We start from the raw sequence: 26,184 nt of genomic DNA on the forward strand, positions 1-26,184 counted from the left end.
TGGTTTGTAGTCCGAATGGGCAGCCATGCGCTCAGCAATGTCGGACTACAAACTACAAACCACAAACTACTTCAACATGAAATTTGAACAGTATAAAACCCTCGGCTTTACCAACTGGTGCGTTGAGAACCGGACGGCGATCTATATTTTCACCGTCTTGATTACGTTGGGTGGATTGCTGGTGTACAATAACCTGCCCAAAGAGCAGTTCCCCGACATCAAGATTCCGCAGGTGTACATCAACACCATATACGTCGGTACGGCTCCAGCGGATATTGAGAACACGATCAACAAGCAGATCGAAAAGCAGCTCAAGTCCATTTCTGGAGTGAAGCGGATTAAGTCGAATGCACTGCAGGACGTATCGGTCATCCTGGTCGAATTTAACCCGGATGTACAAACGGCTGATGCCCTTCAGCGGGTGCGGGACGCTATCGATAAAGCCAAACCTGATCTGCCGCAGAAACTGGATGCCGGCCCAACAGCGCAGGACGTGAACTTCTCCGAGTTTCCGATCATGAACATCAACATGGCCGGTAATTTCTCGCTGAAGCAATTAAAAGAATACGCCGAAGATTTGCAGGACGCTATCGAAGCGATGCCCGAAATCCGGCGTGTGGACATCGTTGGTGCCTTGACGCGGGAGATTCAGATCAACGTTGATCTACCGCGGATGCAGTCGGCTGGTCTGGCGTTTTCGGACATCCAGCAAGCCGTTCAAGGCGAAAACATTAACGTATCAGGCGGTGAGCTGAACGTCGATGGGGTACGCCGGACAGTACGGGTAAAGGGTGAATTCTCCGACGTTAGTCAGCTCGAGAATTTGCAGATACGTACGGCCACGGGGGCTACAATTCGCCTGGGCGACATTGCCGAGGTGCAGGATAGCTTTGAAGAACAGCAGGATTTTGCGCGGCTGGATAACAAATCGGTTGTAACGCTGAACGTCATCAAGCGGGCGGGTGCCAACCTGATTTCGGCTTCTGACCGCATCGAAGAAACCATCAAAGAATACAAACAGGATCGTTTTCCGCAGGGGCTCGACGTTAAAGTAACGGCCGACCAGTCGGAGCGGACCCGCGCTGATCTGCACGACCTGGTAAATACGGTTGTGCTCGGCTTTATCTTTGTGGTGCTGGTGCTCATGTTCTTCATGGGTGTGCGCGACGCCATCTTCGTGGGCTTATCGGTACCGTTGTCGGCCCTGGTCGCATTCGTGCTGATGCCGGTTGTTGGACCGGTTGTCGGTACGGCTTTCACGCTGAACACGATCGTGCTGTTCGCCTTCCTGCTGGGTCTTGGTCTGGTGGTAGACGATGCCATTGTGGTTATCGAAAACACGCACCGGCTCTTCAACGAGAATAAAAAATGGAACATCAAGCAGGCAGTGAAAGCGGCTGCCGGCGAGGTATTTATACCGGTATTGTCTGGTACGCTGACAACCATCGCGCCATTCTTTCCGCTGCTGTTCTGGCCGGGTATTGTGGGTGAGTTCATGAAGTTTTTGCCGCTCACACTCATTCTGACCTTGTTCTCATCCTTGTTCGTTGCGTACGTAATCAACCCGGTGTTTGCCGTGTCGTTCATGAAGCGCCACGACGAGAGCGGTCATCACGAAAAGCCGACCTTTAAGGAAATCCAACGTCCGCTGATTATCCTGACGGTGCTGGCTGGTATCGGCTATATCATTGACCGCGGTATTGGTAACCTGTTCGTTTTGTTTGCCGTCCTCTACGCGCTGAATCACTACGTTGTGACGCCGAAGCTGATCGTGCCATTCCAGGAGTCGCTGTTGCCGAAGTTGAAAAATGGGTATCGGGGTGTTATTTCATTCCTGCTGGTAGGTTGGCGGCCGGTCTGGGCTATTGTCGGGATGTTTGGTCTGTTCATTTTCACCATTTTTCTGCTGGGCATTGCGCAGCCAAAAGTCATTTTCTTCCCCAGTGGTGAGCCTGATTACGTGTACGTGTACAACGTCATGCCGGTGGGTACGGATGCTCGCGTAACGGACTCGGTGACGAAGGTGATTGAGAAGCGGGTTTTTAACGTGCTGAAGGAAAATAAGGCCGAAGACATTGTAAACTCGGTCATCTCAAACGTTGGTAAAAACGCCGGTGACCCATCCAACCCGGATCGGTCGGCAACTCCGCATAAGTCCAAAGTGACGGTAGCCTTTGTGAAAGGCGAAGAGCGGCATGGTATTTCAACCGACTCAATCCTGAGCAAAGTACGGGCCTCGATGCAGGGAATCCCGGGAACCGAGATTTCGGTTGAGCGTGAAGCCAACGGTCCGCCGACGGGTAAGCCGATTGCTATTGAAATTGCCGGGGATGATTTCAAGGTACTGAGCGACCTCGAGAAGCAGATTCGCCAGCGTATTACGCAGGCCGGCATCCTGGGTATCGACCAGTTGAAATCCGACCTGATTACGAATAAGCCGGAGATTGTTATTGACATCGACCGCGAAAAAGCCGAACGAGAAGGTATTTCATCGGGTCAGGTGGCCATGACAATCCGGACTGCGTTGTTTGGTCTGGAGGTATCGAAGTTTCGAGATCCGAAAGATGAATACCCCATCATGGTTCGACTGAGACCGGACGACCGCAGCCAGATTGACCGGTTGCTGAGTCTGAACGTAGTGTACCGCGACATGAACTCGGGCGGTCAGCTTCGGCAGGTGCCAATTACGTCAATTGCAGACATCAGCTACTCGACTACGTTCAGTCAGATCAACCGCAAAAACCAGGAGCGGCTCGTAACGTTGAGTTCTGATGTGGTTCCGGGCTACAACGCCAACGAAATCAACCAGCAGATTCAGCAGCAGGTGATCAACCAAATGGATATCCCTAATGGGTATCAGGTCCGGCTGGGTGGTGAGCAGGAAGACCAGCAGGAGTCGTTCATGTTCCTGGTTAGTGCACTGGGAGTAGCGGCCTTATTGATCTACCTGATTCTGGCAACGCAGTTCAACTCGGTGGTGAAACCAATCATCATCTTCGTGACGATTCTGCTGTCGTTCATTGGGGTATTCCTGGGCTTTATCATCTTCGACAAAACATTCTCAATCATCATGTCGGGGGTTGGTATCATCGCCCTGGCTGGTATCGTGGTGAAAAACGGTATTCTGCTGATTGAATTCATCGAAGAATTGCGTGGCCGTGGCATACCTCTCCGCGAAGCCATTATCGAAGCGGGCGGTATTCGTTTGACGCCGGTGTTGCTGACGGCTTCGGCCGCCGTACTGGGTCTGATCCCGCTGGCACTTGGCCTGACGGTCGACTTTGTCGGGCTTTTCCGCGATTTCGATCCGCACATCATTATCGGTGGCGACAGCGCCGTGTTCTGGAACATTCTGGCCTGGACCATCATTTTCGGTCTAACGTTCTCGACCGTACTGACGCTGGTCATCGTACCGTGTATGTACTGGGTCAATGAACGCATCCGGATGAAGTGGTTCGGTAAGAAAGATCCGGCGCTGGAGTTGAAAAAACAGCCTGAGGAAGAACTGGTGTAACTTCCTACATGCAGACTAACAAAGAATGCGCAGGGAGTTGGAAAAATTTCTGACTCCCTGCGCATATTCGTCAGTTCTGGACACTTTGTAAAATTGATTAGCGTTGGCAAAAGATTTATTTCATGAGGCTGTAAAAGTTGCTCTTCAGAGAGATGGTTGGGAAATCACGCACGATCCATATTTCCTGGAGGCTTTGGGAACCGATATTCAAATTGATCTCGGTGCTGAAAAACTCATTGGAGCCCAACGAAATAAAGACCTGATAGCTGTCGAGGTGAAAAGCTTCATTGGACCATCCCTGGTCTACGACTTTCATTTAGCATTAGGTCAATACATGAATTACGTACGAGGTCTTCGAAAGGCTGATCCCACCAGATTGTTGTATTTGGCTGTGCCTGAAACGGCGTACGTATCGTTCTTTGTAAAGGCAGATGTAAGTGAAGCAGTAAAGGAGTTCAAGATTAATCTGCTAGTTTACAGTGATTTGAAGCAGGAGATCGTTAATTGGTTTAAAGCTTATTAGTATGAGCGAAAAACGGGAACGTTATAGACAGATTTTACTGGATTTACTCCAACAGTGGGCTGCCTATACGCCAGTTAATTTAAGCGAAGCCGAAGGGCAAATCATCGCCGATCTGCAACGGGATCATTTTCAGTTGGTGAGGTTAGGGTGGCAAGGTGATGCCTTTGTGCACAACACAGTCTTCCATTTTGACATTAAGGAAGATGGAAAAATTTGGATACAGGCCAACTGGACCGATACTGACATTGCTGCTGACCTGGTAAGCCGAGGTGTAGAGAAGAATGACATTGTGCTGGGTTTTCAGCCTCCTCGGTACCGACCGTACACTGGTTACGCTACTGCCTGACGTTCTCGACCGTACTGACGCTGGTCATCGTACCGTGTATGTACTGGGTCAATGAACGCATCCGGATGAAGTGGTTCGGCAAGAAAGATCCGGCGCTGGAGTTGAAAAAACAGCCTGAGGAGGAACTGGTGTAAATGCTAAAAAGTTTGAATACATCAGGAGGGCGCAACGGGAAACCTTGTGCCCTCTTTTTTACAAGTAGATGGCCGAGTCCCGCTAATTCACCGCAACAAAGAACAAAACAGCATCTGCTCCGTTAATCACCTACCCACAATAAACGTCATGAATCGTACCGCCTTTTTTTTGATCGTTCCGGCGATCTTCCTGCTGATTGACGCCTATGTTTATCAGGCAATTAAAGCGTTGACCAGAAACGCTACGGAAAGTACCCAACGTACCATTGCGCTGATCTACTGGGGTTTTACGGCCCTGTCTATTCTGACGTACGTAGTGATGCAGGTGATTCCGCCGGATTCGATCAGCCGCAACACCCGTACGTTCATCTGGGCTAGCCTGGTGATTCCTTATTTTTCTAAAGTCTTCGCGGTGCTGGTCATCCTCATTGATGATGTGGGTCGCTTTTTCCGATGGGTTGTATCCCTCTTCTACCGCCCCGAAGTACGGGAGGCTGCGTTAGACAATACCCGCCCTAACGTACCCCAAACGGATGTTATACCGCGATCGGAGTTTCTGATGAAAACGGCATTGGTGGCCGGCGCTGTACCACTGGCAGCATTTACGTGGGGAATTGTATCGGGAGCCCATGACTACCGGATACGGCGCGTTCGGCTGGCGTTGAAAAATCTGCCATCTGGTTTTGACGGGCTTAAAATCGCTCAGATTTCGGATATCCATTCGGGTAGCTTCTTTAATAAGACGGCCGTGAAAGGTGGGGTTGAGATGCTGCTGGGCCAGAAACCCGACATTGTATTCTTCACCGGCGACCTGGTCAATAGTACAGCCGACGAGGTTAACGGATACATTGACATCTTTTCCAAAGTAAAAGCACCATTGGGTGTATATTCAACGCTGGGTAATCACGATTACGGAACGTATGTACAGTGGCCCAGCGAACAGGCCCGGCGACAGAACATTCAGAATCTGATTGCGGCTCATCGCCAAATGGGCTGGAACATCATGCTCGACGAAAACAAAATTCTGGAGCAGAACGGCGATCGCATCGCGCTGATCGGCGTTCAGAACCTCGGATTTGGACCGGCTGCGCTCCGGGTTGGTAATCTGGCCAAAGCGTATCAGGGCACTCAGGAGTATCCCGTAAAGCTGTTGCTCTCCCACGATCCTACGCATTGGGATGCCGAGGTCCGTCCCAAATACGCTGACATTGACGTCATGTTTTCTGGTCATACCCACGGTGCCCAATTCGGGGTAGATATTGGTAACGTTCAGTGGAGCCCGGCCCAGTATTTTTACAAACAATGGGCTGGTTTATACGAGGACGGCGATCAAAAGTTGTACGTAAACCGCGGCTATGGCTACATCGGCTATCCGGGTCGGGTTGGCATCTTACCGGAGATCACAATTTTTGAACTGAAGAAAGCGTAAATCTCTAGGTCGCCTGGCTTATTTGATAATAGCCACCATCGGCTACTTAAAAAGCGACCTATGAAACAAATTCTAAGCCTGATCGCCGTCAGCACAACATTGCTGGCCTGCCAACCCGAAACTTCGCAAAACACCGCCAATTCTGCTGGCAATCCGCTTATCGGCACCTGGCGGTTAGTGAAAGGTACGTTGATCGAGAAAGGCGATACACTCGTAACCGATTACACCAAACAACGCTCCTTTATCAAGGTCATAAATGATACCCACTTTGCGTTTCTGCTCCATGATCTAACCAAAGGGAAGGACTCAACAGCAGTTTTTACGGCGGGTGGTGGTCCATATTCCCTGAAAGACAATGCATACACGGAGCATCTGGAATACTGCAGTGATCGGGGGTGGGAAGGGCATGATTTTCCCTTTATGATTACAATCAGGGAGGATACGCTTGTTCAGCAGGGCGTAGAGAAGGTCGAAAAAGCCGGCATTGACCGAATTAATATTGAACAGTATGTGAAAGTGAAAAATTGAAATCCTGTTGGTATCCAACGGCTTATACGCCTGTGGCCTCGGTTTCTAACATTTTCCTCAATCAGTCAGTTACCCGTTACGGAATACGTTCTAACCATCAATTCACTATGAAAATCGTTCTCATTACAGGCTTGTCGCTTTTTCTGTCACTCTTTACATTCCTGATGCCAAAAAAGCAGGAAGCAACGCCAATTCCGGTTTGTCACACACCCGCCAACGATATGGCTATGATGGCCACCGATCCGGCTTTTGCGGCATTACATGCCAATCCCCGCGTATTCAGCTATACCGGTGCGGGCGACATGGTTAAATTCTCTACCCCCGATGGTAAGTCGGCAAGCGGGTTCCTGCTGAAAGCCAGGAACAATTCCGATAAGTGGCTGCTGGTTTATCAGGAATGGTGGGGCCTCAACGATAACATCAAAAAAGAAGCCGAGACGTTCTACAACGATCTGAAAGACGTTAACGTACTGGCCGTCGACATGTACGACGGCGAAGTGGCCACAACGCGCGAAGAGGCCATGAAACTAATGTCGTCGGCGAAACAGGATCGCCTGGAAAGTATCATGAAAGGAGCGATTGCCTACGCTGGCCCGAAAGCACAGATTGCCAGCATTGGCTGGTGCTTTGGCGGTATGCTATCGCTGAAGTCGGCGATATTGGAAGGCAAGCAGGCGAAGGGCTGCGTTATGTACTACGGTCGCCCGGAGCAGGATGTGAATAAACTGAAAACGCTGGACACGGACGTGCTGGGTATATTTGGCAGCAAAGACAAAGGAATTACGCCTGCAATGGTGAACGAATTTGAAGGAAACATGAAAAAGGCTGGCGAAAAGGTAACGGTCAAGATGTATGATGCCGATCATGCCTTTGCTAATCCGAGCAATCCAGTATATGACAAAGCGGCTGCTGAAGATGCGTATAAACTGGCGCTGAACTATTTGAAAAGCCGGCTTAAAGCGTAAGGAAACCCCTACGTTCAGGATACACGTACAATACCCACTCTTTCAAAAAACAAAACCCGGGGCACCATATGCCGCCGGGTTTTGTTTTTTAATAGTGCAATTAAACCATTTGTCGGCCGGGTGGTCTAATAACAAACGGTTGATTTTAAATGACCCTAGCTATGAAAACGTTCAAAATACTGCCGGTAGTTACGGCGCTGCTCTTGGTCGTACTGATGACTAGTTGCGGTCCGTCGTACGTTGGTGGACGGGTTGACTATGGTCCCCGCTACCGTCCTTACTATGGGTATCGTCCATATGGCTATTATCGTCCGGCACCGCCCGTAATTGTGACGCGCCCACCAGTGGTCGTGCGCCGTCCGCGTTATGTTGCACCTCGATATAAAAATTACGATCGTCGTTATTCAAGCCCAAATGCCCGGTCGGGAGCCCCCTCCTACCGAAACAACGGCGGGGCCTATCGCTCACGCGGGCCACGCTAGACTGAGCATTTTAGCTTACAAACAAAAAGGCATGCCGCTTAGGTATGCCTTTTTGTTTGTAAGCTCATGAGGAGATTAAGGCTGACGAATTACATTACGTCCCTCCCGAAGTGGTATTGACCGGCCATTCCATAGGAACGTCCCGGTCAGCCCAGCAGGCAACGTTACTGAACCATCAATGCCAGTCTGACCGGTACGTTTTAACATAACGCGCATATCGCCCCGCGGATGAGGCATCGTACATTCAACCCGCGTAAGTGGCCCTAAAGCGGGTTGAATGCGTACTGTACGGAAGCCGGGTGCGGCCGGCAGTATACCACTCACCAGTGAAAGCAGGTAGTAGTTCGGACTGGCACTCCAGGCATGACAGTCCGAACGAGGTTGTACCTCCCACTCCGAAAACGTAGACAAGCCCTGATCGATCATGTTGCGCCAGGCCTGAAGGCTGGGCAGATACTGGTCTCCTAAGCCCGTTTTCTGCAAGGCCCTGGCGTTATAAAACTGAAAATAAGTCTCTGAGGGTATGAGACTGGTATCACGCAGGGCGCGCTCCAGAAGCGGACGCTGGTCTGCCTCAGGAACCGTATTGGTTAATACGGCCATTACGTTAGCGTGCTGGCTAAAAAAGGTCTTACCCGGCGTATCTGAAAAAAGTCGACGCTTTGGATCGTAGCAGTGTCGGTACGTAGCCTGCCGGAGTTTGTCGGCCAGTTGTTTGTAATAACGACTCTCGTTTGGCCGACCAAAGGCATCGAGTAGTTGAACGGCGTGGTCCAGGGCGTAAACATAGAACAGCGTGTTTACTGTCATTCCGTCCCGACCCTGCTCGTCAGCCATCTTGCGCAATGGATAGTGCGAGTCAATAAAATCATAGTACGGTAACGCTCTGACCATTCTACTCTCGCCAATCTGCGTTTCAAACCAGTCGAGGACGTTGCGGATTCCCGGCATAAACTGACGAACAAACGCGTCATCGGATCGGTGCATCCAGTAATCATGTATCATCAGTATCCAGGCCAGCGAAAACGTGGGCGTAATCTGTACCAGTTCGCTTGGGTATCTACTTTGTGTGATGCCCTCGGGAATACGGGACTGATTGAACTGGGCGATGGCGTTGCGCATCAGCCGGTCGTCGCCGGAGTTATAAAGAGAAATGAGTGCCTGAATGCGGGTATCGCCAATGTATTGCAACTGCTCGTAGTAGGGACAATCCATATACGTCTCGTTGGCGCACAGCCGGGCCGTTCGCCAGCCTACGTCCCAGATGGCTTTCAAACTGGTATCACTGCTGGTAAAGGTGGCCCGCTGCTGAAACGGATAGGCCGTAAAGCGACTATCAAAACGGTGGAGTATCAATGGCTCAGTGCCAGTTTCTATATCGAGTTGAACGTAGCGGAATGTTCGGTACCAGAGTGGCATGAACTCGCGTCGGGAGCCACCATCGGGCCGAAACCGGTCATAGTAGCCGAGAAGCTGACGCCCGTTGATGTCATTCCGATTACCTTTTTTGTTAGTTGTTGAATCGAACAGCGCTTCACTATAACTGATCTTAATGTTTGCTGCCCGGCCACCACTAATGACCAGATGAGGGTAAGCTGTTGTTAGTTCACCCTGATCGAGCAGCATCGAAACGGTTGTGCTGGCTGGGAGGGTTACGTCGCCATTACCCGTAAGCAGCGCGCTGGAAGCTGGCAGACCGGTAGTCCGTCGGATGGCCGCAAAGGCTTGCCATCGTGATTCGAGGGGCGGAATACGGCGGGGTACCAGGTTCCAGTTTACATCGCCCGCTACACCATCGGTCTTACCCTGGGCCAGTAACTTCGGCTTTTGCCAGCCACTATCATCGAACGTAAGCGTTTGCCAGCCCCACGGATACCGGTCGGCATCCAGGTCGTCGCTGGGGCCTACCACAAAATACCAGTACTTCTCAAACTTGACGACTGGCCCCCATGGAATAGGTGAATAAGCAGGGTCAACGTATACTTTCCACTTGTCGTCGGTATTGACCAGCGATTCGGTCGGTGAATTGCCCTGCATAATAAATCCTGTCTGGTACGACATCTGCGCCAGTGGAGCATGCGGTCCGAAATTCCAGACCACGGCCGCCAGTACGTTTCGCCCGGCTTTCAGGTGAGGGGCAAGATCAACCGTTTCAAAATGCCAATGATTAACATCACCCCGGGCTGGCCCCAGACTAACCAGTTGCTCATTAACAAATAACTGATAGCGATTATCGGCCGATAGATGAACGATGAACTGCTCCGGTTTGGTCGGCAGGTCAATTGTCCGGCGAAAGTGATATATGCCGTAATCTTTCAACGATACCGACGGAGGGGCAATCCAGCGGGCCGGCCACCGCTTTGTCAGGAGGTCCGGATTGATGGGGCTGGTAAGGGATTGCGCCAACGCGCATACGAGCGAACTAAGTATAAAACCGGCGGTCAGTGTGAACCGTCTCATTGCCAGATGAAAAGGGGTTAGTGGCATACTACTTATCAAAAGTTCGGTACTGTAGCTTTTCTAGTCCGATGAACCGCGTCTGGAGGGTACTGTGGGGCCGGACTGCAACGCTGCAAGTAGGAGAAAATAAGCACATCAAGTACCGCTAATCAGGTCAGACCCACCCAGAATGTCGGACTTAAATCTTCTTCTTTATGCTCAGAATACTATTTATAACCCTATTTATATGAATCCAATACGCTACTATTCACAGGGTGTGTTGTGCGTACTGAGCCTCTTTCTACTGGCGGGGCTATTTGGAACGGCACAGGCACAAAACCGCACGCTTACCGGTCGGGTAGTCGATGCTGCCGACAGTCGGGGGCTTCCCGGTGCAAACGTTCTTTTGAAAGGTACGACAAACGGAACGACAACCGATGCCGAAGGTAATTTTAAGCTTTCTGTACCGAATGGCAACGCCACCCTGGTTATATCTTCAGTAGGCTTTCTGTCGCAGGAGGTGCCCATAGGGAACAGCAATACCCTCAACGTAAGCCTGCAGTCCGACACCCGGGCGCTTAACGAAGTAGTTGTCGTCGGTTACGGTCAGAAAACCACCCGTAAGCTAACCGAGTCAATCGGTACGGTGCAGGCCCGCGACATCACCCGTCTGCCGGTTGCCAGTCCTGAAGCCGCTATTCAGGGTCGTTTGTCCGGCGTTCAGATCACGAATGTCGACGGAACGCCGGGTGGCCCTGTGTCGATCCGGATACGGGGTGTCAGTACGGTGGGTAACAACCAGCCTTTGTTTGTTGTAGATGGCGTTCCGATCGGCGATGGTACGAGCAATCAGATCAACCCGGCTGATATCGAAAATATATCGGTGTTAAAAGATGCCTCGTCCGCATCGATCTACGGCCTGCGGGCTGCCAACGGCGTAGTACTGATCACGACCAAGCGCGGCAAACAGGGTAAACCTCGGGTTAACTTCGATGTCTACACCGGCATTCAGAATTTCCCGAAGGAGTACAACATGCTGAGCACCGCCGATTACCTGGCCCTGGCGCAGGAAGCGCAGGCGAATGCCAACGCACAGGCTGGCCTGCAACCCGGCGACAAAGACTACCTCGTGCTGCATCCGGATCTGCGTCCGGGAAGTAAATACGTAAACATTGATAACCGGCAAACGTTCCGCGATGCCGTCATTAACGATAATGCACCCATCAGCAACTACAACCTGTCTGTTTCGGGTGGCAATGAAAACTCAAATTATTTTGTATCGGGCGGCTACTTTCAGCAGAACTCAATCGTGAAGAAATGGGATCTGGATCGGTATTCGTTCCGGGTCAACAGCGACCACCGCATTGGCAAGCGGCTGAAAGTCGGCCAGGCCCTGACCATCTCCTACACGCAGACTAAACGGGGTAGCAATGCTGGTGGCGACGGCTTTATCTATGCAGGGACCATTAACCAGCCGCCTTTTTTCAGCATATACGATACAGATCGCTCGGTACCAAACAATCGCTATGGATTTACGGGTAATGCAGGCGTAGCGGGTCTGACGATCCTGAACGTAGCGGGTATTAACCAGGTAGTCGACAACACCGATCGCAATGCCCGATTGCTCGGCAACATTTACGGCGAACTGGAGATCATCAAAGGGTTGCGGTTCCGGTCGGTAGCGGCCCTCGATTATGGCGTATCACGTAATACAGCCTGGCGCCCCGGCTACACGGCGGCCGAACTGGGCCAGGAACGTAACACGAACGAATTCAACGATTCGCGGAGCGAAGGTATTCAGAAGGTGTTCACCAATACCCTATCCTACGACGGCGTGTTTGGCGGCCACACGGTCAATGCCATTGTTGGTACAGAGTATCAGGAAATTCGCGGTAATTCGCTGGCCTACACAGGCTTCAATTTTCAAAGCACAAACCCGAATTTTTACCAGAACGTAAGCAACCAGCAGGGTAACTCCGATGGGAAAGGTGGTTTTCTGTTTAACAACGCGAGTGCTGGGTTGTCGCAACGCGCCTACGCGGCTTACTTTGGCCGGATTAGCTACGATTTCCGGGATAAATACCTCGTTACACTTACCGCCCGCTATGACCAGTCGTCGAATTTTGCGCCGGAAAATCGGGCCAAACTGTTCCCGTCGGTATCAGCAGCCTGGCGCATTTCGAGCGAAGAGTTCTTTAAGGACAAAGTAACGTTCATCACTGACCTGAAACTACGGGGTAGCTGGGGGCAGTTAGGAAACGATAAAATTGCCCTGGATTTTCCGTACGTAGCGCGGGTTGTGCAGTCACCGTGGTACACGCTGGGTGTAAATCAGTCGTCGTTCAAAGGGTCGGGGATTCCGGCGCTGATTAACCGCGGGCTGCGCTGGGAAACGAACGAAAGCATAGACGTTGGCTTTGACGCAACTTTGTTCGGCCGACTGAATATCCTGGCGACGTACTATAACCGGAACACCAAGGACTTCCTTTATAGCCTGCCGGTCAACCTGTCGTCGGGCTTTGAAAACATTCCGGTCAACCTCGGTCAGGTCAACAACCGGGGTATTGAGCTGGAGACAAGCTACCGGACTCAGCTAAGCAAAGGGGCTACGCTCGAACTGTTCGGCAACATCACGACTATCCGTAACCGGCTGGTCGCGCTGGCACCGGGTGTGCAAGAATACTCGAGTGGCAACTACCGTACGGCCGTTGGCTACCCTATCGGCTATTTCTACGGCTACAAAGCGCTGGGCGTTTACCAGACTCAGGAACAGGCGAATGCAGCCCTGCCCGACGTAACGGTAAACAAGCGCCAGCCGGTGCCAGGCGACCTGATTTTTCAGGATAACAACGGCCCTGGCACGGATGGAGCGCAGTTCAGTGGCCAGCCTGATGGTCAGATCACAGTCGAGGACCGGACGTATCTGGGCAAATCCATTCCTGATTTCTTTTACGGATTCGGAGCCAACGCTACGTTCAAGGGCTTTGATCTGGCAATTCTGTTCCAGGGTGTAGCGGGCAACAGCGTGTACAATGCCTTCCGGGTTGGCGCTGAGAACCTGCTGGGTGGTGGTCGTAATGCTCTGACGTCGGTAAATGAACGCTGGCGGGGCGAGGGCACCAGCAACGAGATGCCCCGGGCCACGGCCATTGATCTGAACAGCAACAATCGGTTTTCCAGCCGCTGGATTGAAAGCGGTAGTTTCCTGCGTTTCAAAAACGTCCAGCTTGGCTACAGCCTGCCGCGCGTTGTGCTCGACAAAGTTAAGGCGTTCCAGTCGGCCCGTGTTTACGTAGCAGCTACGAACCTGTTCCGCATCACGAACTACAGCGGTCTCGATCCCGAAGTGGTTTCCTACGGTAGTGCCGCGTCGCAGTTGCAGGCCGGTACGGACAACGCCAATATTCCACAACCCGTCACCGTGCAGATCGGTGCTAATCTAACCTTCTAAGCGTCATTCGATAGCTGTATGAAAAAGCGATTTCTTCCGATAGCCATAGCCGCGTTAATGACCAGCGGCCTGTTTACGCAGTGCGAAAAGAAACTGAATCTATCGCCCCTGGGTACGCTTGATGAGCAAACATTCTACCAGTCGGAAAATGATTTCAAAGGAGCAGTGCTGCTGGCCTATTCTGCTCTTCTTAACTATACCTATGAGCAGTTCGACGGTGGAGGCTGGTTCAAAGGGGTTCTGTTGACCGACGATGACACGACGTATCCGAATAGTTCAACTGATAATGTTGATCTCTTCAACTGGGCCTCGACAGATGGTACCTGGCGGGCGTTGTGGCAGACGACGTATAAGGGCGTGCAACGGTCAAACATCATTCTGGAGAAGTTACCTCAGGCAACCGGTCTGACAGATGCCCAGCGGAAACAGTTTGATGGCGAAGCCCGGTTTCTGCGAGCGTACTACAACTTTTTTCTGGCCACTCAGTTCGGACAGGCTCCACTGGTCGAAAAAACGGCCCGCAGCCTGGATGAAACCCGCTCTGGTAACTCGGCACCGGGTCAGTTGTGGGACATTGTGATCGCTGACCTGAAAACTGCTAAGGAAGGACTACCCGAAAAGTGGGACGACGGCAATCTGGGCCGGGCTACCAAAGGAGCCGCTACGGCCCTGCTCGGCAAGGCACTGCTCTACCGGGCGCAATGGGAAAACAAGCCAGCCCTGTACACCGAAGCCGCCACCGAATTACAGAGTCTCGTAGGCAAGTATTCGCTGGTTAAAAACTTCCAGGACAACTTCACCCCAACGACTGAAAACAACGCAGAGTCCATTTTTGAGATTCAAATGGGGCTCGGCGGAGGTAATCCCTGGCTGCCGGCCGACTTCAACTTTTCTGCTGGTGGCAATAGCGTCGGCGATGCTGGAACAGCCCGGTTGATTTACTTCCGGGCTTCCTGCGGACCGAACAATGACTGTGCCCCCGGTTCCAATGCGCAGGGATACGGGCAAATTCAGATCACGACACCCTTGCAGGGTGAGTTTGAGAAAGGTGATCCCCGCCGATTGGCCACTATTTTCCTCGACGGCGACGCGTATGATACGGGCGAAAACGCCGACGGGTCGAAGAAGTGGGTGTACAAAGGCATTTACTCCGGCACTGGCTCCTCGCCCGCTAAGTACGTCCGCAAAGACGCCAATATCGATTTCCGGTCGCCCCTGAGCGTAAACAACGAACGGGTTATTCGCTACGCCGACGTATTGCTGATGCTGGCCGAATGCAAAATTCTGGGACCGACCAAAGATCTGGGTGGTGCTGTGTCGCTGATCAACCAGGTGCGTCGGCGGGCTGATCCTTCGGGGGCGATTCTGCCGGATGTAAAAGTGGGTAGTGAAACCGATCTGTTCAAAGCGTTGATGCACGAGCGTCGGGTAGAACTGGCGCTGGAAAGCCACCGGTACAATGATCTCGTTCGATGGCACCGGGCGGGCAAGATTAACATCAAGCAGGACGTCAACTTTGGTCGACAGGCGGCCAATACCAACTGGAGTGAAAAGAATCTGCTGAAGCCAATTCCACAGAGCGAGCGTGACCTTAATCCTGCTCTACAACAAAACCCGGGTTATTGAAGGTTAATTCATAGGTTAGAGTGAGAACAACAGGCCGGAATTCCGGCCTGTTGTCTTAAAAACGCTGTTTGCAAACAGTTTAGGACGATTTTGCCGAAATTGTACTATCAAACAACGAATCTGTACTACCGCTAAGGAGGGATTTAGAGGCACTTTTGTATCACTTTACCAAGAAAAATTTCAACATAATGAGCGGTAAAGTTTGGAGCAATCATTCAGTCCGAATCGCCAGGGCGACAAGGAGTCTGTTCAGGAAAGCTCCAACAGTAAACCAGCGGAATATCAGGTGGCTGGAGTCAATAGCGATGGTTCTGCTTTTTGGCCTACTGCTGCTACTGCTCTGGCTGGTATTACCCTGATACGATACCCTACTCTCCTTTTCCTATGAAAAACTCGTTTGACATGACCGAAAGTCAACGGTCGCCCAAGTATCTGCAGGTTGTTAACGCTGTCATCAGCGATATCGAAGGCGGAGCGCTACGGGTGGGTGACCGGCTGCCTTCTATCAACGAAGCCTGCATTGAATGGTATCTCTCCAAGGACTCCGTTAAGCGGGCTTACGAAACACTGTATCAGCTTGGCCTGATTACGTCTGTTTACCGTAAAGGGTATTTCATTGCAGGGAAGGCCAATCGGCGGGCCCATCGGGTGCTGATGATTACCGGTCAACTGACCGAAAGCGTCAAACAGCTACACGACGCCATTGTCCGGCATGTGGGCAGCGAAGCCCGAATTGACATCTGTACCTTCAACTACCGGCAGGATCTGCTGTGCCAGGTTATCGATCAGCACGTTGGCAACTACCATTATTTCCTGCTCATGCCGCACCTGATCGAAACCAATCCCGCTACGGTTCAGTGCCTTCGCAACCTGCCCGGTAATCAACTGATTCTGGTTGGCAGCCAATGGCACAATGTACTACAGCACGGTCATCAAATCCACTACGGGGGCGAGGAAGCCCTTTACAATGCCCTCGAAAGTCAGTTAAAGGTGCTGCGCAAGTACGACCGGCTCAATCTGGTGCTGCCGAATTTCGACTTTTTTGGTGCCGATCAGATTCGGGCTTTTCAGCAGTTTTGTCTATGCCATACGTTTGATTACCAACTGCTCGACGAGCTGACGACCGACGACATTACCCTGAACCAGGCCTACTTTGTAACAGACAGCTCCGATCTGGTCACGCTGGTTGACTACAGCGAGCAACGGGGGCTTCGGCTCGGCCAGGATCTAGGCGTAGTCAGCTTCACCGACAATGAATACACACGACTGCTGGCGGGTGGTGTTTCGGTGATTTCAAACCCGTCGGCGGAGATTGGCCGGCTGGTGGCCCAGATTCTGGGAGGGCAGCACGGACCTTGTCCGACACCGTATTCAGTACCCTTACAGCTTCAGTTCCGGGCCACCTGCTAACCCCACATCGTCATGTTGCTGTTATCACAGAACCGACTGGTGTGGGTAGTCATCGGCGTAGCCGTATGGCTGGGAAGCTGCACGTCCAAAGAAAAGCTGTTTGTTCGGCACGTATCCTCGCAAACAGGCATAACGTTCGCCAACCGACTGACGGAAACGGATTCGCTCAACGCGCTGACGTTCGAATACATGTACAACGGCGCGGGCGTCGGCGTCGGCGATTTTAATAAGGATGGGCTGACCGATGTGTACTTCGCGGGTAATCAGGTTTCCAGTCGGCTGTATTTGAATCAGGGTTCGTTCCGCTTCAGGGATATTACCGATGAGTCGGGTACCAGCACGAACGTCTGGTGCACGGGCGTCAGCGTAGCCGATGTAAACCAGGACGGATGGCCCGACATTTACGTATGCGTTGCCGGCCCCACAAAAGACTCAACCCAGCGGGCCAACAAACTTTTTATCAACCAGGGGCCGACGGTCGACGGCGTACCGGTATTTACGGAACGGGCGGCCGAATTCGGTCTCAACGATATGGGATATAGCACCCAGGCCGCCTTTTTTGACTACGACCGCGATGGCGACCTGGATTGCTACCTGCTGACCAATGCCCTCGAAACCATGAATCGAAACGCCCTCCGTCCAAAACGGGTAGATGGCGAAGCACCGAGTACCGACCGGTTGTATCGATGCGAGGGAAAACTGCCAAGTGGTAGCGAACAGGGCAAAGCAACGGTATCATTTGCTGCCAGGCATGTTTCCCGGGCGACCGCTACAACGCCGTATGTCAACGTATCCCGGCAACTGGGGATCCTGACCGAAGGTTATGGGCTTGGTCTCTGCATAAGCGATCTGGACGACAACGGCTGGCCGGATGTGTACTGCGCCAACGATTTTCTGTCGAACGATCTGGTCTGGATGAACCGGAACAATACGGTCAAACCTACCTTTACCAATCAGGCTGCGGCCCTGTTAAAGCACCAGACGCACAATGGTATGGGCGTCGACATCGCCGATATTAATAACGACGCCCTGCCCGACATTGTCGTGCTTGACATGCTTCCCCCGGACAACTACCGGCAAAAAATGATGCTGCCCGGTTCCAACTACAACCGCTTCCAGATGGATCTTAACATGGGCTACCAACCGCAGTACGTACGGAACACCCTCCAACTGAATCGGGGGAAGGTAGTGATGAATCAGGAGCAGGAGGGAGGTGGACCCGTTTCGTCGAACAATGATCAATTACCTGTTTTTAGTGAAATCGGGCAATTGGCTGGTATCGAGAAAACCGACTGGAGCTGGGCTCCATTGCTGGCCGACTTTGACAATGACGGCTGGAAAGACCTGTTCATCACAAATGGCTACCGTCGGGACGTTACCAACCTGGATTTTATTGTATTCAACCATGAGCAGGCTTCGTTTGGAACGCCGGAAGCCCGTTTCCGCCAGACAAAAGAGGAATTGTACCGCCTGCCCGAAGTTAATCTTCCTAAATATGCGTACCGTAATCAGGGTAGTGATCCCGCCAAGGCCTTAACATTCGAAGACGTATCGGAGGCCTGGGGGCTGAACCTGAAAGGATATTCCAACGGTGCGGCCTACGCCGATTTGGATAACGACGGCGATCTGGATCTGATTACAAACAACATTGATGATGAAGCATTCGTGTTGGAAAACCGGCTCAATCAACGCGAAAAGCACCCGCACTGGCTCCGGCTGACGTTTACGCCAGCACCCGGTCTGCCAGTCACGATTGGAACCAAGGTATGGCTTTACGGGGATGGGGATGGACAGGTGCAGATGCAGGAACTTTCGCCCGTGCGGGGCTTTGTGTCTACCGTAGAGAACGTACTGCATTTTGGATTAGGCGCTGCCACCCACTTCGATTCGCTGGTGATTCGATACCCGAACGGAGCCAAACAGACCATTCGCCAGGGGGCTGTTGATCGGCTGCTGGCGGTGCAGTATGATCCCGAAGGTGTCTGGCAGGAACCGGCTCCGGCAACACAGCCACTGTTTGCGGAGGTGGATACCGCTCAAAGCCAGCTAAGGATAACCCATGAGGAAAACACCGTAGTTGATTTTAACCGGACGCCTTTGCTGCCCAATCAGTATTCGCAGAATGGACCATATGTGGCCGTTGCCGACGTAAACGGCGACCAGCTTGACGATTTCTTCATGGGAACGGATGTTGAAAAGACCTCCTTCGTTTATGTCCAGCAGCCTGACGGCCAATTCAAAACCGTATCGTTGCCCGGCAGTGATGCTTACGAAGACATGGGCGCTACGTTCTTCGATGCAGATGGTGATGGCGATCAGGATCTTTACGTAGTCAGTGGGGGCAGTCGGGAAGAGGGACTGTCGACCGCGTATCAGGACCGGCTTTACATCAACGACGGCAGTGGACAGTTTCAGGCTACGGTCAATGCGCTTCCAGCCACCCGGTCGAGCGGTTCGTGCGTCACGGTCGCCGATTTTGATGGCGACGGCGATCTCGATTTGTTCCGGGGGGGACGAATTATTCCGGGGCAGTATCCGAAACCGGTGCCCAGTTATTTGCTTCGAAATGATAGCCAAAAGGCCGGTGGCCCCCGTTTTACCGACGTAACGGATCAACTCGCCCCCGGCCTGCGACACGTAGGGTTAGTAACGGCCGCTCTCTGGACCGATACGGACAACGACCGGCAACCTGATTTGATGCTCGTCGGGGAATGGATGGCCCCAACAATTTTTACCAACAACGGCGGTAACCTTACTCAGGCCAATATCCCCGAGTTTACTGGACAAACCGGATGGTGGTGTTCACTGCTGGCCTGCGACCCCGATCATGACGGTGATACCGACTACGTTGCTGGAAATCTCGGCCTGAACAGTAAGTTCCGGGCGTCGGCAGAGGAGCCCGTGCAGGTCTTTGCCGATGATTACGACAAAAACGGTCGGCTCGATCCCATCCTGACATTTTACCTGAACCACGAACACGTGCCGGTGGCCCAGCGCGACGTTATCATGACGCAGATTCCGGCCATCAAAAAACGCTTTCCAACCTACCACGACTACGCCAACCACCCCTTCGAGGAGATGTTTACCGACGACGAACGAGCCAGTGCACTAGTGCTGCGTGCCGAACAAATGGCCAGTTGTTACATCGAAAACAAAGGCAAAGCGGGTTTTGCCGTGCATCAACTTCCCATTGAAGCGCAGATGGCACCGATCTATGGCCTGCAAGCGGCTGATTTCACCGGCGACGGTCGGATCGATTTATTACTGGCCGGCAATTTTTACGGCGCCGAGACCATCAGTGGTCGCTACGATGCCGGAAAGGGAATGCTCCTCGCGGGCAATGGAAAAGGACAGTTCCGGGCGGTTTCCAATACGGGTTTAAACCTTGATAAGGACGTACGGGCAATTGCCCCACTCCGCCGACCCGATCGTTCTACGTGGTGGCTGGTGGCTAATAACAATGGACCGCTGCAGGTTTGGCGGTATACATCAAAACCCACTACTTCATTATGATCGCTAGTAAACGTATTGGTATTACTCTCTGGCTACTCCTTTGCTCATCGTCCCTGTTTGCCCAGAAGCTCATTACGTATCCCGCACCCGATTCTGCACGTCGCGCGGCCGACTTTCAGGTTGCCATTAATGGTCAGGATGTGTTTGTGTACGACAACGCCGTGTCAGCATTTTCTAATTTTAGCTTTGAAGGCACGGTAACCGTCACAGTAACGTCAACCCGTGACATTCGCTGGGTGGAAATCCGGCCGAAGAACGTAGGCATTCCGGTTTCGTTTACGAAAAACAAGCTGACCTTTCAGCTAACCAGGCCCGCCCAGTTATCTATCGAGCTAAACGGTGAGCATACGCGGCCGCTCTACGTATTTGCGGCTCCGCTGGAGAAAAACGTGCCCCGGCCTGATGATCCTAACGTGCGCTATTTTGCTGCCGGTAAGGTGTACGATGTTGGCAAGCTCGTGCTGAAGAGCAACGAAACGCTCTACATTGCCGGTGGTGCCATCGTTCGGGGAAGCATCGAAGCTACTAACGCACGTAACATTGCGATCCGGGGTAGGGGATTGCTGGATGGCACGCAACTAACGAGTGGTCGGCTGGTGCGGCTGTGGCAATGCCGGAACGTAGAGGTTGAAGGAATAACCATTCAGAACAGCCCTGGGTGGACGTTAGTCCTGCTCGACTGCGACACAGTTCGGATTCATGGACTGAAGCAGGTATGCTGGCGGAACGGTTCCGATGGAATCGACCTCGTCGGTACATCCCATGTACGTATTTACGACTGCTTTCTGCGCAACAACGATGATAATATCGTCGTCAAGAGTTTTAACGTCAATCCCGAGACGTATTACAGCCAACCCGGCCCCGGGCGCGACGTAACCGATATTCAGGTCGACCGGTGCGTGATCTGGAACATGCCCTGGGGAAACGGTCTGGAGATTGGCTTTGAACTGCGTTGTAAGACGGTCAATGCCATTAGTTTCCGCGATTGTGACCTGATTCACGTTGATCGCGGAGCCGCGTTGAGCATCCATAATGGCGACACCGCTACGGTCGAGAATATCGTTTACGACAACATTCGGATAGAAGATGCTCCGCATAAGCTGATCGATCTGGCCGTGTTCTGGTCGCAATACAGCATTGACCGGCCTGCAACGCAGCAGGAGCGTACCCGGCTTTACATGCAAGGGGCATGGGATGGCGTACTGCGCGTGCCGCCCGGTCAGGAAGCGGTCCACGCCGGTAGCCGAGGGCATATTCGCAACATTACGTTTCGTAATATCGCGGTCACCGATGGGCAATTTCCGTTTTCTATCCTGGCTGGATACGATGCCAGCCACCGCGTCGAGAATGTGACGTTCGAGAACCTGACTATTCACGGCCGCCCGATTCGCTCAGCACAGGCAGGACACGTATCTATCGAACACGCTACCGGAATTAGCTGGAAATAAATCAAGCCAGTCGAGGCCACGCAATAGCGAAGAGCCGCTATTGCGTGGCCTGTTCAGAGCCCCCAACTGATGCGATTGAATCAGTTTCTGCCTGTTTCCCGTACTCTCCCGGCGATACGCCAAATTCTTTTTTGAAGGCCCGAATGAAATAGTTCGGATCATTGAAACCAACCGCGTAAGCTACCTCGGCCACCTGTCGGCCACCTGCCTGTAGCAGTTGAGCGGCCCGTTGCAGCCGGACATTACGAATCAGTTCATTCCCTCCCTTGCCGGTCAAGGCTTTTAGCTTCCGGTATAGCTGGGTGTTGCTCAGGGCCAGTTCCTGTTCGAGCCGTTGTACGTCCAGTTCCGGATCAGCTATGTGGGTTTCAATGAACGCGAGCGTTTTTCGCAGAAACACCTCTTCAGCCGATTCAACGACGATGTTGCCGGGGGCAAGGGTCAGTAGTCGGCTGTATCGAGCCCGGAGTAGCTGTCGACTGCGAATTAGGTTTCTGGCCCGGCTGAGCAGAACATCCAGGTTGAACGGTTTGGTTACGTAGTCGTCGGCACCGGCGGTTAGGCCTTCAACCTTGCTTTCGTTGCTGGATCGCGACGTCAGCAAAATCAGGGGAACATGACTCGTTCGTTCGTCGGCTTTCAGGGCTTCACACAATTGTACCCCGTCCATGTCCGGCATGAGCCAGTCGCTCACAACCAGATCCGGAATTTCGGTCCGGGCGCTGGTCAGGGCCTCTGCGCCATTGGTAGCCTGCAAAACCCGATAATGCTGCCGGAAGCAACCAACCAGGTAATTGCGCAGGTCATCGTGATCTTCAACCACCAGCACCAACGGAACATCTGGCCCCGGACTACTCATCGCATCAGCTGCAGATAAGGCATTGTTGGCCGAAGACATCAGGTTTGGCTCGATCTCATTATCACTAGCTACCAGGGTGTTTGGGGTAGGAGCCGCCAGCCAATTGGCGGGGAACGCCGACGCGTTGACAGGTAACCTAACAACGAAAGCCGTTCCTACGCCGGGCTGACTTTCTACGTTGATACGACCCCGATGCAGTTCAACTAGTTCACGGGTGAGCGCCAGGCCGATACCGGTACCAGCTTTTTTTGCCTGATTTTGGCCATTAACCTGAAAAAAACGCTCGAAGATGTGGCTTTTATACTCGGCTGGTATACCGATGCCCGTATCGTCTACTTCCAGAAGTAACTCCGGTTTATGATCAGCGTTATCAACCCGGCACCGAACCGTGATCGTACCCCCGGCGGGCGTAAATTTGAGGGAATTGGCAATCAGGTTAAAAAGAACCTTCTCGACAATGTCTGGATCAAACCAGGCCATGCACGCTGAAGGAACGGTCTCAATGGTCAGCGTGATTGATTGCCGCTGGGCCTGCGAAGAGAACGAGGCCACTACGGTCCGCACGAACGCAATAACATCCAGCCGGTTAATGTGCGGGCGTAGTGAATCTGACTCCAGTTTGGATAGATCGAGCAACTGGTTGATGAGCCGCAGCAATCGGTTGGCGTTCTGGTGCATGGTCTGAAACTGCGGTCGGCGGCTGTCGGGTGCCGGATCCGTAAGAAACTGCTCCAGGGGCGTCAGAATCAAGGTCAATGGTGTACGGAACTCGTGCGAAATATTGGTAAAAAAGCTGGAACGGAGCCGGTCGAGTTCGCGGGCTTTTTCGGTTTCGAGGTGTTCGGCGCGTAGCTCGGTTTTATACGCTTCCCGAATCTGAATCAGTCGGCGCATGCCGAGCAAAAGGACGGCTACCAGCAGACAGTACAATGCATACGCCCAACCTGTTCTATACCAGGGCGGTAGTACAGTTAGCTGTAGTACGGTCTGAGGGGCGTTTCGAAACGTATCGGTCAGGGAAGCTTTTACCCGGAACTGGTACGTACCTGGGCTGAGGTTCGTATATGTCGCAGAGTGTTGCGGGCCGACGTAGTTCCAGCTATCCTCAAAGTCATCCAGGCGATAGGCGTATCGTACATTGCGGTGTGCCCGGAACAGCACGGCCGCAAAATCGAACGTGATGACTGACTGGTTATACCGAAACGTAAGCTCTTTCGTATCACTAAGGGCTCGCGTCAACGGCGAGTCTGACGCGCCAGGCTGCACAACCTGGTTAAATAACTTCAATTCGGTCAGGTACACGGGTACGGGCGGCTCAGCCATCTCCAGCCGGTCTGGCTGAAATACGGTCAGGCCGTGCTTACCTCCCCAGAACAGCGTTCCGTCGGGGCATTGGCTTACGGCCTGTTCCGTGAAATCATTACCCGCCAATCCATCGCCCCGCCGATAGACACGCATGACGTGTCCGGTTTCGCTGAGTCGGCACAGACCTCCGTTTGTCGCCACCCAAAGGCTCCCGGCTTTGTCCTGGCTAATACTCATGATCGCATCATTGGGCAGACCATTGCTGGTAGTCAGCAGCGTAAACTGACGGGTGCGGGGATCGTAGCGGTGCAGGCCATTCATCGTGCCTACCCAAAGCTGGTGGCGCCGGTCCTCAAACAGATACGTAATGTGGTTGTCAAACAAGCCGCCGGGCTGCTGATTACCCAGGTGATGCCGTGTTCGATTGCTCTTAGGAAGCCGTTCGAGCAAACCATTGTCAAATGTGCCGCTCCACAACGTACCATCGGCAGTTTTGAGCATGGACGTAATGGCCGATGCCGGTCGATTCAACCAATCGCCCAGATAAAGTTCACCGGTTTGCCGATCAATCAGCCAGCGTTCACCCCGCTGCGTCACGATGGCAACCTGATCTGCATTAGCCGACGTAATGGACTGGATGTGGGCTGACCGCAACGGCTTTAGTTCATGCAATACCGCACCGGAACGGGTATCAAACACCACCGTGCCTTTCTTCCAGACAGAAACCAGCAATAATCTGTCAGAAAGCAGGCATACGCGGGTGATGTCATTGCCGGGCAGGGAGCGAGTATTGCCCGGCTGGTGCCGAAAATGTTGGAATCGGTTCGTGTTTCGGTTCACGTACGTAAGCCCCTGCGTACAACCCACCCAGGCATTTCCAAGTGAATCGGCCGAGACCGTAGATACTGTTTGACCCAACAGGCTGTTTGGTTGGCCAACCTGATGCGTATACAGATCAAATGGTGGTGGGTGGGCATACAACACGTTCAGGCCACCCTCCCACGTACCGATCCAGATGTTGCCGTACCGATCACCCCGGACGCATACAGTGGCGTGCGTACTGATACTGTTGGGTACGCTACGGTCGTGCTGGAAATGACGAATCTGCCGAAAGTCAGCCGATTCGGCGAGGATCAGACCATCATCCGTACCTAGCCAGAACCGTCCGGCGGCATCTTCGTAGAGACTTCGTGCGTTGTTAATTCCCTCTACAACACCCGATTGATAGAATATAGATCGAAACGATGAGTTGCCCGGATCGCAGCGAAACAAACCCTTATCCGCCGTACCAACCCATATGCGGTTACGGTTGTCGCACCGGATGGTCATGATCATAACCGGTGCCGTCGCTTTTGATACAGGCAGGGGAACCGTAGATACCCGAAAATTGCTGAGCTGCATTCGGGCCAGTTCGTGGCCCTGGTAGCCAATCCACAGATTACCGGTTTTGTCGGAACAGATTCGTTGAATGAAATTGGTCGGCAAGCCATTTTTTTCGGCCGTAAACCGTCGGATTTGGCGGGTATTCGGGTCAATCTGCAACAACCCCTGGCCAAACGTAGCGGCCCATATTTGTCCTGACGGGTCCTGCGCCAGATCCGTTATACTTACGTTGGATATATCCAGGTTGTCAATGGTATGGGTCAGGCGATGAAATCGAACACCCGACGAGTCGAGTTGATTCAACCCACCGGAATTAGTGCCAACCCACAAACGATGCTGCCGGTCTTCGAGCAGGCATTTGATTTCATTGCTGCTCAGGCTGCGGGGGTCACGAACCGAGCGTCGGAAAACCACGAACCGTTCGCCGTCATACCGATTTAATCCGTCGGCCGTTCCCAGCCACAGAAACCCTTTATGGTCCTGCATAAGGTCCATTACGATGTTGTGCGACAAACCATCGCTGGTGGTCAGACATCGGAAAGTAGCCTGCGCCAGACTGTTGTAGCTAACTACACAGCACAGCCAGGGCAGGATAACCTGCATACAGGTTAACCAAAACGCATTCCGGCCATGTTGGGTGGTCGCAATAACCATATGAGTTAAGAGATGGTATAGTGTTTTATCAAGCTACAATTAGATAAAACTAACCAATATTTTATGTAGAATTACTATGAGTGCCTACGGCCGCTCCAAAATATCGGACAAGAACTAAAAGCCGAACATATTTTACTAGCTTTCTTACCCAGTGCTGAGGCCAGATTTGGGTACA

The 26,184-nt window shown here is 52.6% G+C and carries 14 protein-coding genes; 12 read left to right on the top strand and 2 right to left on the bottom strand.

The features are described from left to right. The first annotated feature begins 76 nt into the window (after positions 1-76). From BN8_RS27355 to BN8_RS33035, 7 genes are all read left to right on the top strand, one after another. The gene (locus tag BN8_RS27355) at positions 77-3,514 is read left to right on the top strand and encodes an efflux RND transporter permease subunit (protein WP_040006936.1); all 3,438 of its coding nucleotides are present in this window, start codon (positions 77-79) and stop codon (positions 3,512-3,514) included. 103 nt (positions 3,515-3,617) lie between these two features. Further along, the gene (locus BN8_RS27360; protein WP_040006598.1) at positions 3,618-4,037 is read left to right on the top strand and encodes an element excision factor XisH family protein; all 420 of its coding nucleotides are present in this window, start codon (positions 3,618-3,620) and stop codon (positions 4,035-4,037) included. A 1-nt stretch (position 4,038) separates the two neighbouring features. Further along, positions 4,039-4,383 (top strand): XisI protein, encoded by a 345-nt coding sequence (locus BN8_RS27365; protein ID WP_009285196.1) that lies wholly within the window; start codon positions 4,039-4,041, stop codon positions 4,381-4,383. 282 nt (positions 4,384-4,665) lie between these two features. Further along, entirely contained in the window at positions 4,666-5,946 is a 1,281-nt protein-coding gene (locus BN8_RS27370) for a metallophosphoesterase (RefSeq protein ID WP_009285198.1), read from the top strand. 60 nt (positions 5,947-6,006) lie between these two features. After that, positions 6,007-6,474, top strand: a complete 468-nt coding sequence (locus BN8_RS27375; RefSeq protein ID WP_009285199.1) for a hypothetical protein — start codon at positions 6,007-6,009, stop codon at positions 6,472-6,474. Between the two features lie 107 nt (positions 6,475-6,581). Next, the gene (locus BN8_RS27380) at positions 6,582-7,439 is read left to right on the top strand and encodes a dienelactone hydrolase family protein (protein ID WP_009285200.1); all 858 of its coding nucleotides are present in this window, start codon (positions 6,582-6,584) and stop codon (positions 7,437-7,439) included. A 161-nt stretch (positions 7,440-7,600) separates the two neighbouring features. Beyond that, positions 7,601-7,921: a hypothetical protein gene (locus tag BN8_RS33035; RefSeq protein ID WP_040006600.1), complete on the top strand. Its 321-nt coding sequence runs from the start codon at positions 7,601-7,603 to the stop codon at positions 7,919-7,921. Positions 7,922-7,996: 75 nt separating this feature from the next. Here the strand turns inward: BN8_RS33035 and BN8_RS27390 are convergent, their stop codons facing one another. Continuing rightward, positions 7,997-10,381 (bottom strand): alpha-L-rhamnosidase-related protein, encoded by a 2,385-nt coding sequence (locus BN8_RS27390; protein WP_040006601.1) that lies wholly within the window; start codon positions 10,379-10,381, stop codon positions 7,997-7,999. 226 nt (positions 10,382-10,607) lie between these two features. Here BN8_RS27390 and BN8_RS27395 point away from each other — a divergent pair, with 226 nt between their 5' ends. The 5 genes from BN8_RS27395 (at position 10,608) to BN8_RS27415 (ending at position 21,808) form a co-directional block, all read left to right on the top strand. Next, the gene (locus BN8_RS27395; protein ID WP_192579093.1) at positions 10,608-13,811 is read left to right on the top strand and encodes a SusC/RagA family TonB-linked outer membrane protein; all 3,204 of its coding nucleotides are present in this window, start codon (positions 10,608-10,610) and stop codon (positions 13,809-13,811) included. 18 nt (positions 13,812-13,829) lie between these two features. Continuing rightward, positions 13,830-15,437: a RagB/SusD family nutrient uptake outer membrane protein gene (locus BN8_RS27400; RefSeq protein WP_009285203.1), complete on the top strand. Its 1,608-nt coding sequence runs from the start codon at positions 13,830-13,832 to the stop codon at positions 15,435-15,437. Between the two features lie 384 nt (positions 15,438-15,821). Beyond that, positions 15,822-16,847 carry a GntR family transcriptional regulator gene (locus tag BN8_RS27405; protein ID WP_009285204.1) on the top strand — a complete coding sequence of 342 codons (1,026 nt, stop codon included), beginning with the start codon at positions 15,822-15,824 and terminating at the stop codon, positions 16,845-16,847. Between the two features lie 12 nt (positions 16,848-16,859). Then, positions 16,860-20,360, top strand: coding sequence for a CRTAC1 family protein (locus BN8_RS27410; RefSeq protein ID WP_009285205.1), 3,501 nt, complete (start codon positions 16,860-16,862; stop codon positions 20,358-20,360). Next, a complete protein-coding gene (locus BN8_RS27415) occupies positions 20,357-21,808 on the top strand; it encodes a glycosyl hydrolase family 28 protein (RefSeq protein WP_009285206.1) in 1,452 nt (483 codons plus the stop codon). The genes BN8_RS27410 and BN8_RS27415 overlap by 4 nt, the downstream gene beginning before the upstream one ends. A 37-nt stretch (positions 21,809-21,845) precedes the next feature. Here the strand turns inward: BN8_RS27415 and BN8_RS27420 are convergent, their stop codons facing one another. Continuing rightward, on the bottom strand, positions 21,846-26,009 hold the full coding sequence (locus BN8_RS27420) for a hybrid sensor histidine kinase/response regulator transcription factor (RefSeq protein ID WP_009285207.1): 4,164 nt from the start codon (positions 26,007-26,009) through the stop codon (positions 21,846-21,848). Between the last annotated feature and the right edge of the window lie 175 nt (positions 26,010-26,184).

Origin of the sequence: Fibrisoma limi BUZ 3 (assembly GCF_000296815.2) — a bacterium.
In the GTDB taxonomy this organism is placed as follows: domain Bacteria; phylum Bacteroidota; class Bacteroidia; order Cytophagales; family Spirosomataceae; genus Fibrisoma; species Fibrisoma limi.

Coding starts and splice junctions, on each gene's coding strand:
- BN8_RS27365 (WP_009285196.1), top strand. CDS start 4,039: ATGAGCGAAAAACGGGAACGTTATAGACAGATTTTACTGGATTTACTC.
- BN8_RS27400 (WP_009285203.1), top strand. CDS start 13,830: ATGAAAAAGCGATTTCTTCCGATAGCCATAGCCGCGTTAATGACCAGC.
- BN8_RS27390 (WP_040006601.1), bottom strand. CDS start 10,381: ATGAGACGGTTCACACTGACCGCCGGTTTTATACTTAGTTCGCTCGTA.
- BN8_RS27370 (WP_009285198.1), top strand. CDS start 4,666: ATGAATCGTACCGCCTTTTTTTTGATCGTTCCGGCGATCTTCCTGCTG.
- BN8_RS27355 (WP_040006936.1), top strand. CDS start 77: ATGAAATTTGAACAGTATAAAACCCTCGGCTTTACCAACTGGTGCGTT.
- BN8_RS27405 (WP_009285204.1), top strand. CDS start 15,822: ATGAAAAACTCGTTTGACATGACCGAAAGTCAACGGTCGCCCAAGTAT.
- BN8_RS27375 (WP_009285199.1), top strand. CDS start 6,007: ATGAAACAAATTCTAAGCCTGATCGCCGTCAGCACAACATTGCTGGCC.
- BN8_RS27380 (WP_009285200.1), top strand. CDS start 6,582: ATGAAAATCGTTCTCATTACAGGCTTGTCGCTTTTTCTGTCACTCTTT.
- BN8_RS27410 (WP_009285205.1), top strand. CDS start 16,860: ATGTTGCTGTTATCACAGAACCGACTGGTGTGGGTAGTCATCGGCGTA.
- BN8_RS27395 (WP_192579093.1), top strand. CDS start 10,608: ATGAATCCAATACGCTACTATTCACAGGGTGTGTTGTGCGTACTGAGC.
- BN8_RS27415 (WP_009285206.1), top strand. CDS start 20,357: ATGATCGCTAGTAAACGTATTGGTATTACTCTCTGGCTACTCCTTTGC.
- BN8_RS27420 (WP_009285207.1), bottom strand. CDS start 26,009: ATGGTTATTGCGACCACCCAACATGGCCGGAATGCGTTTTGGTTAACC.
- BN8_RS33035 (WP_040006600.1), top strand. CDS start 7,601: ATGAAAACGTTCAAAATACTGCCGGTAGTTACGGCGCTGCTCTTGGTC.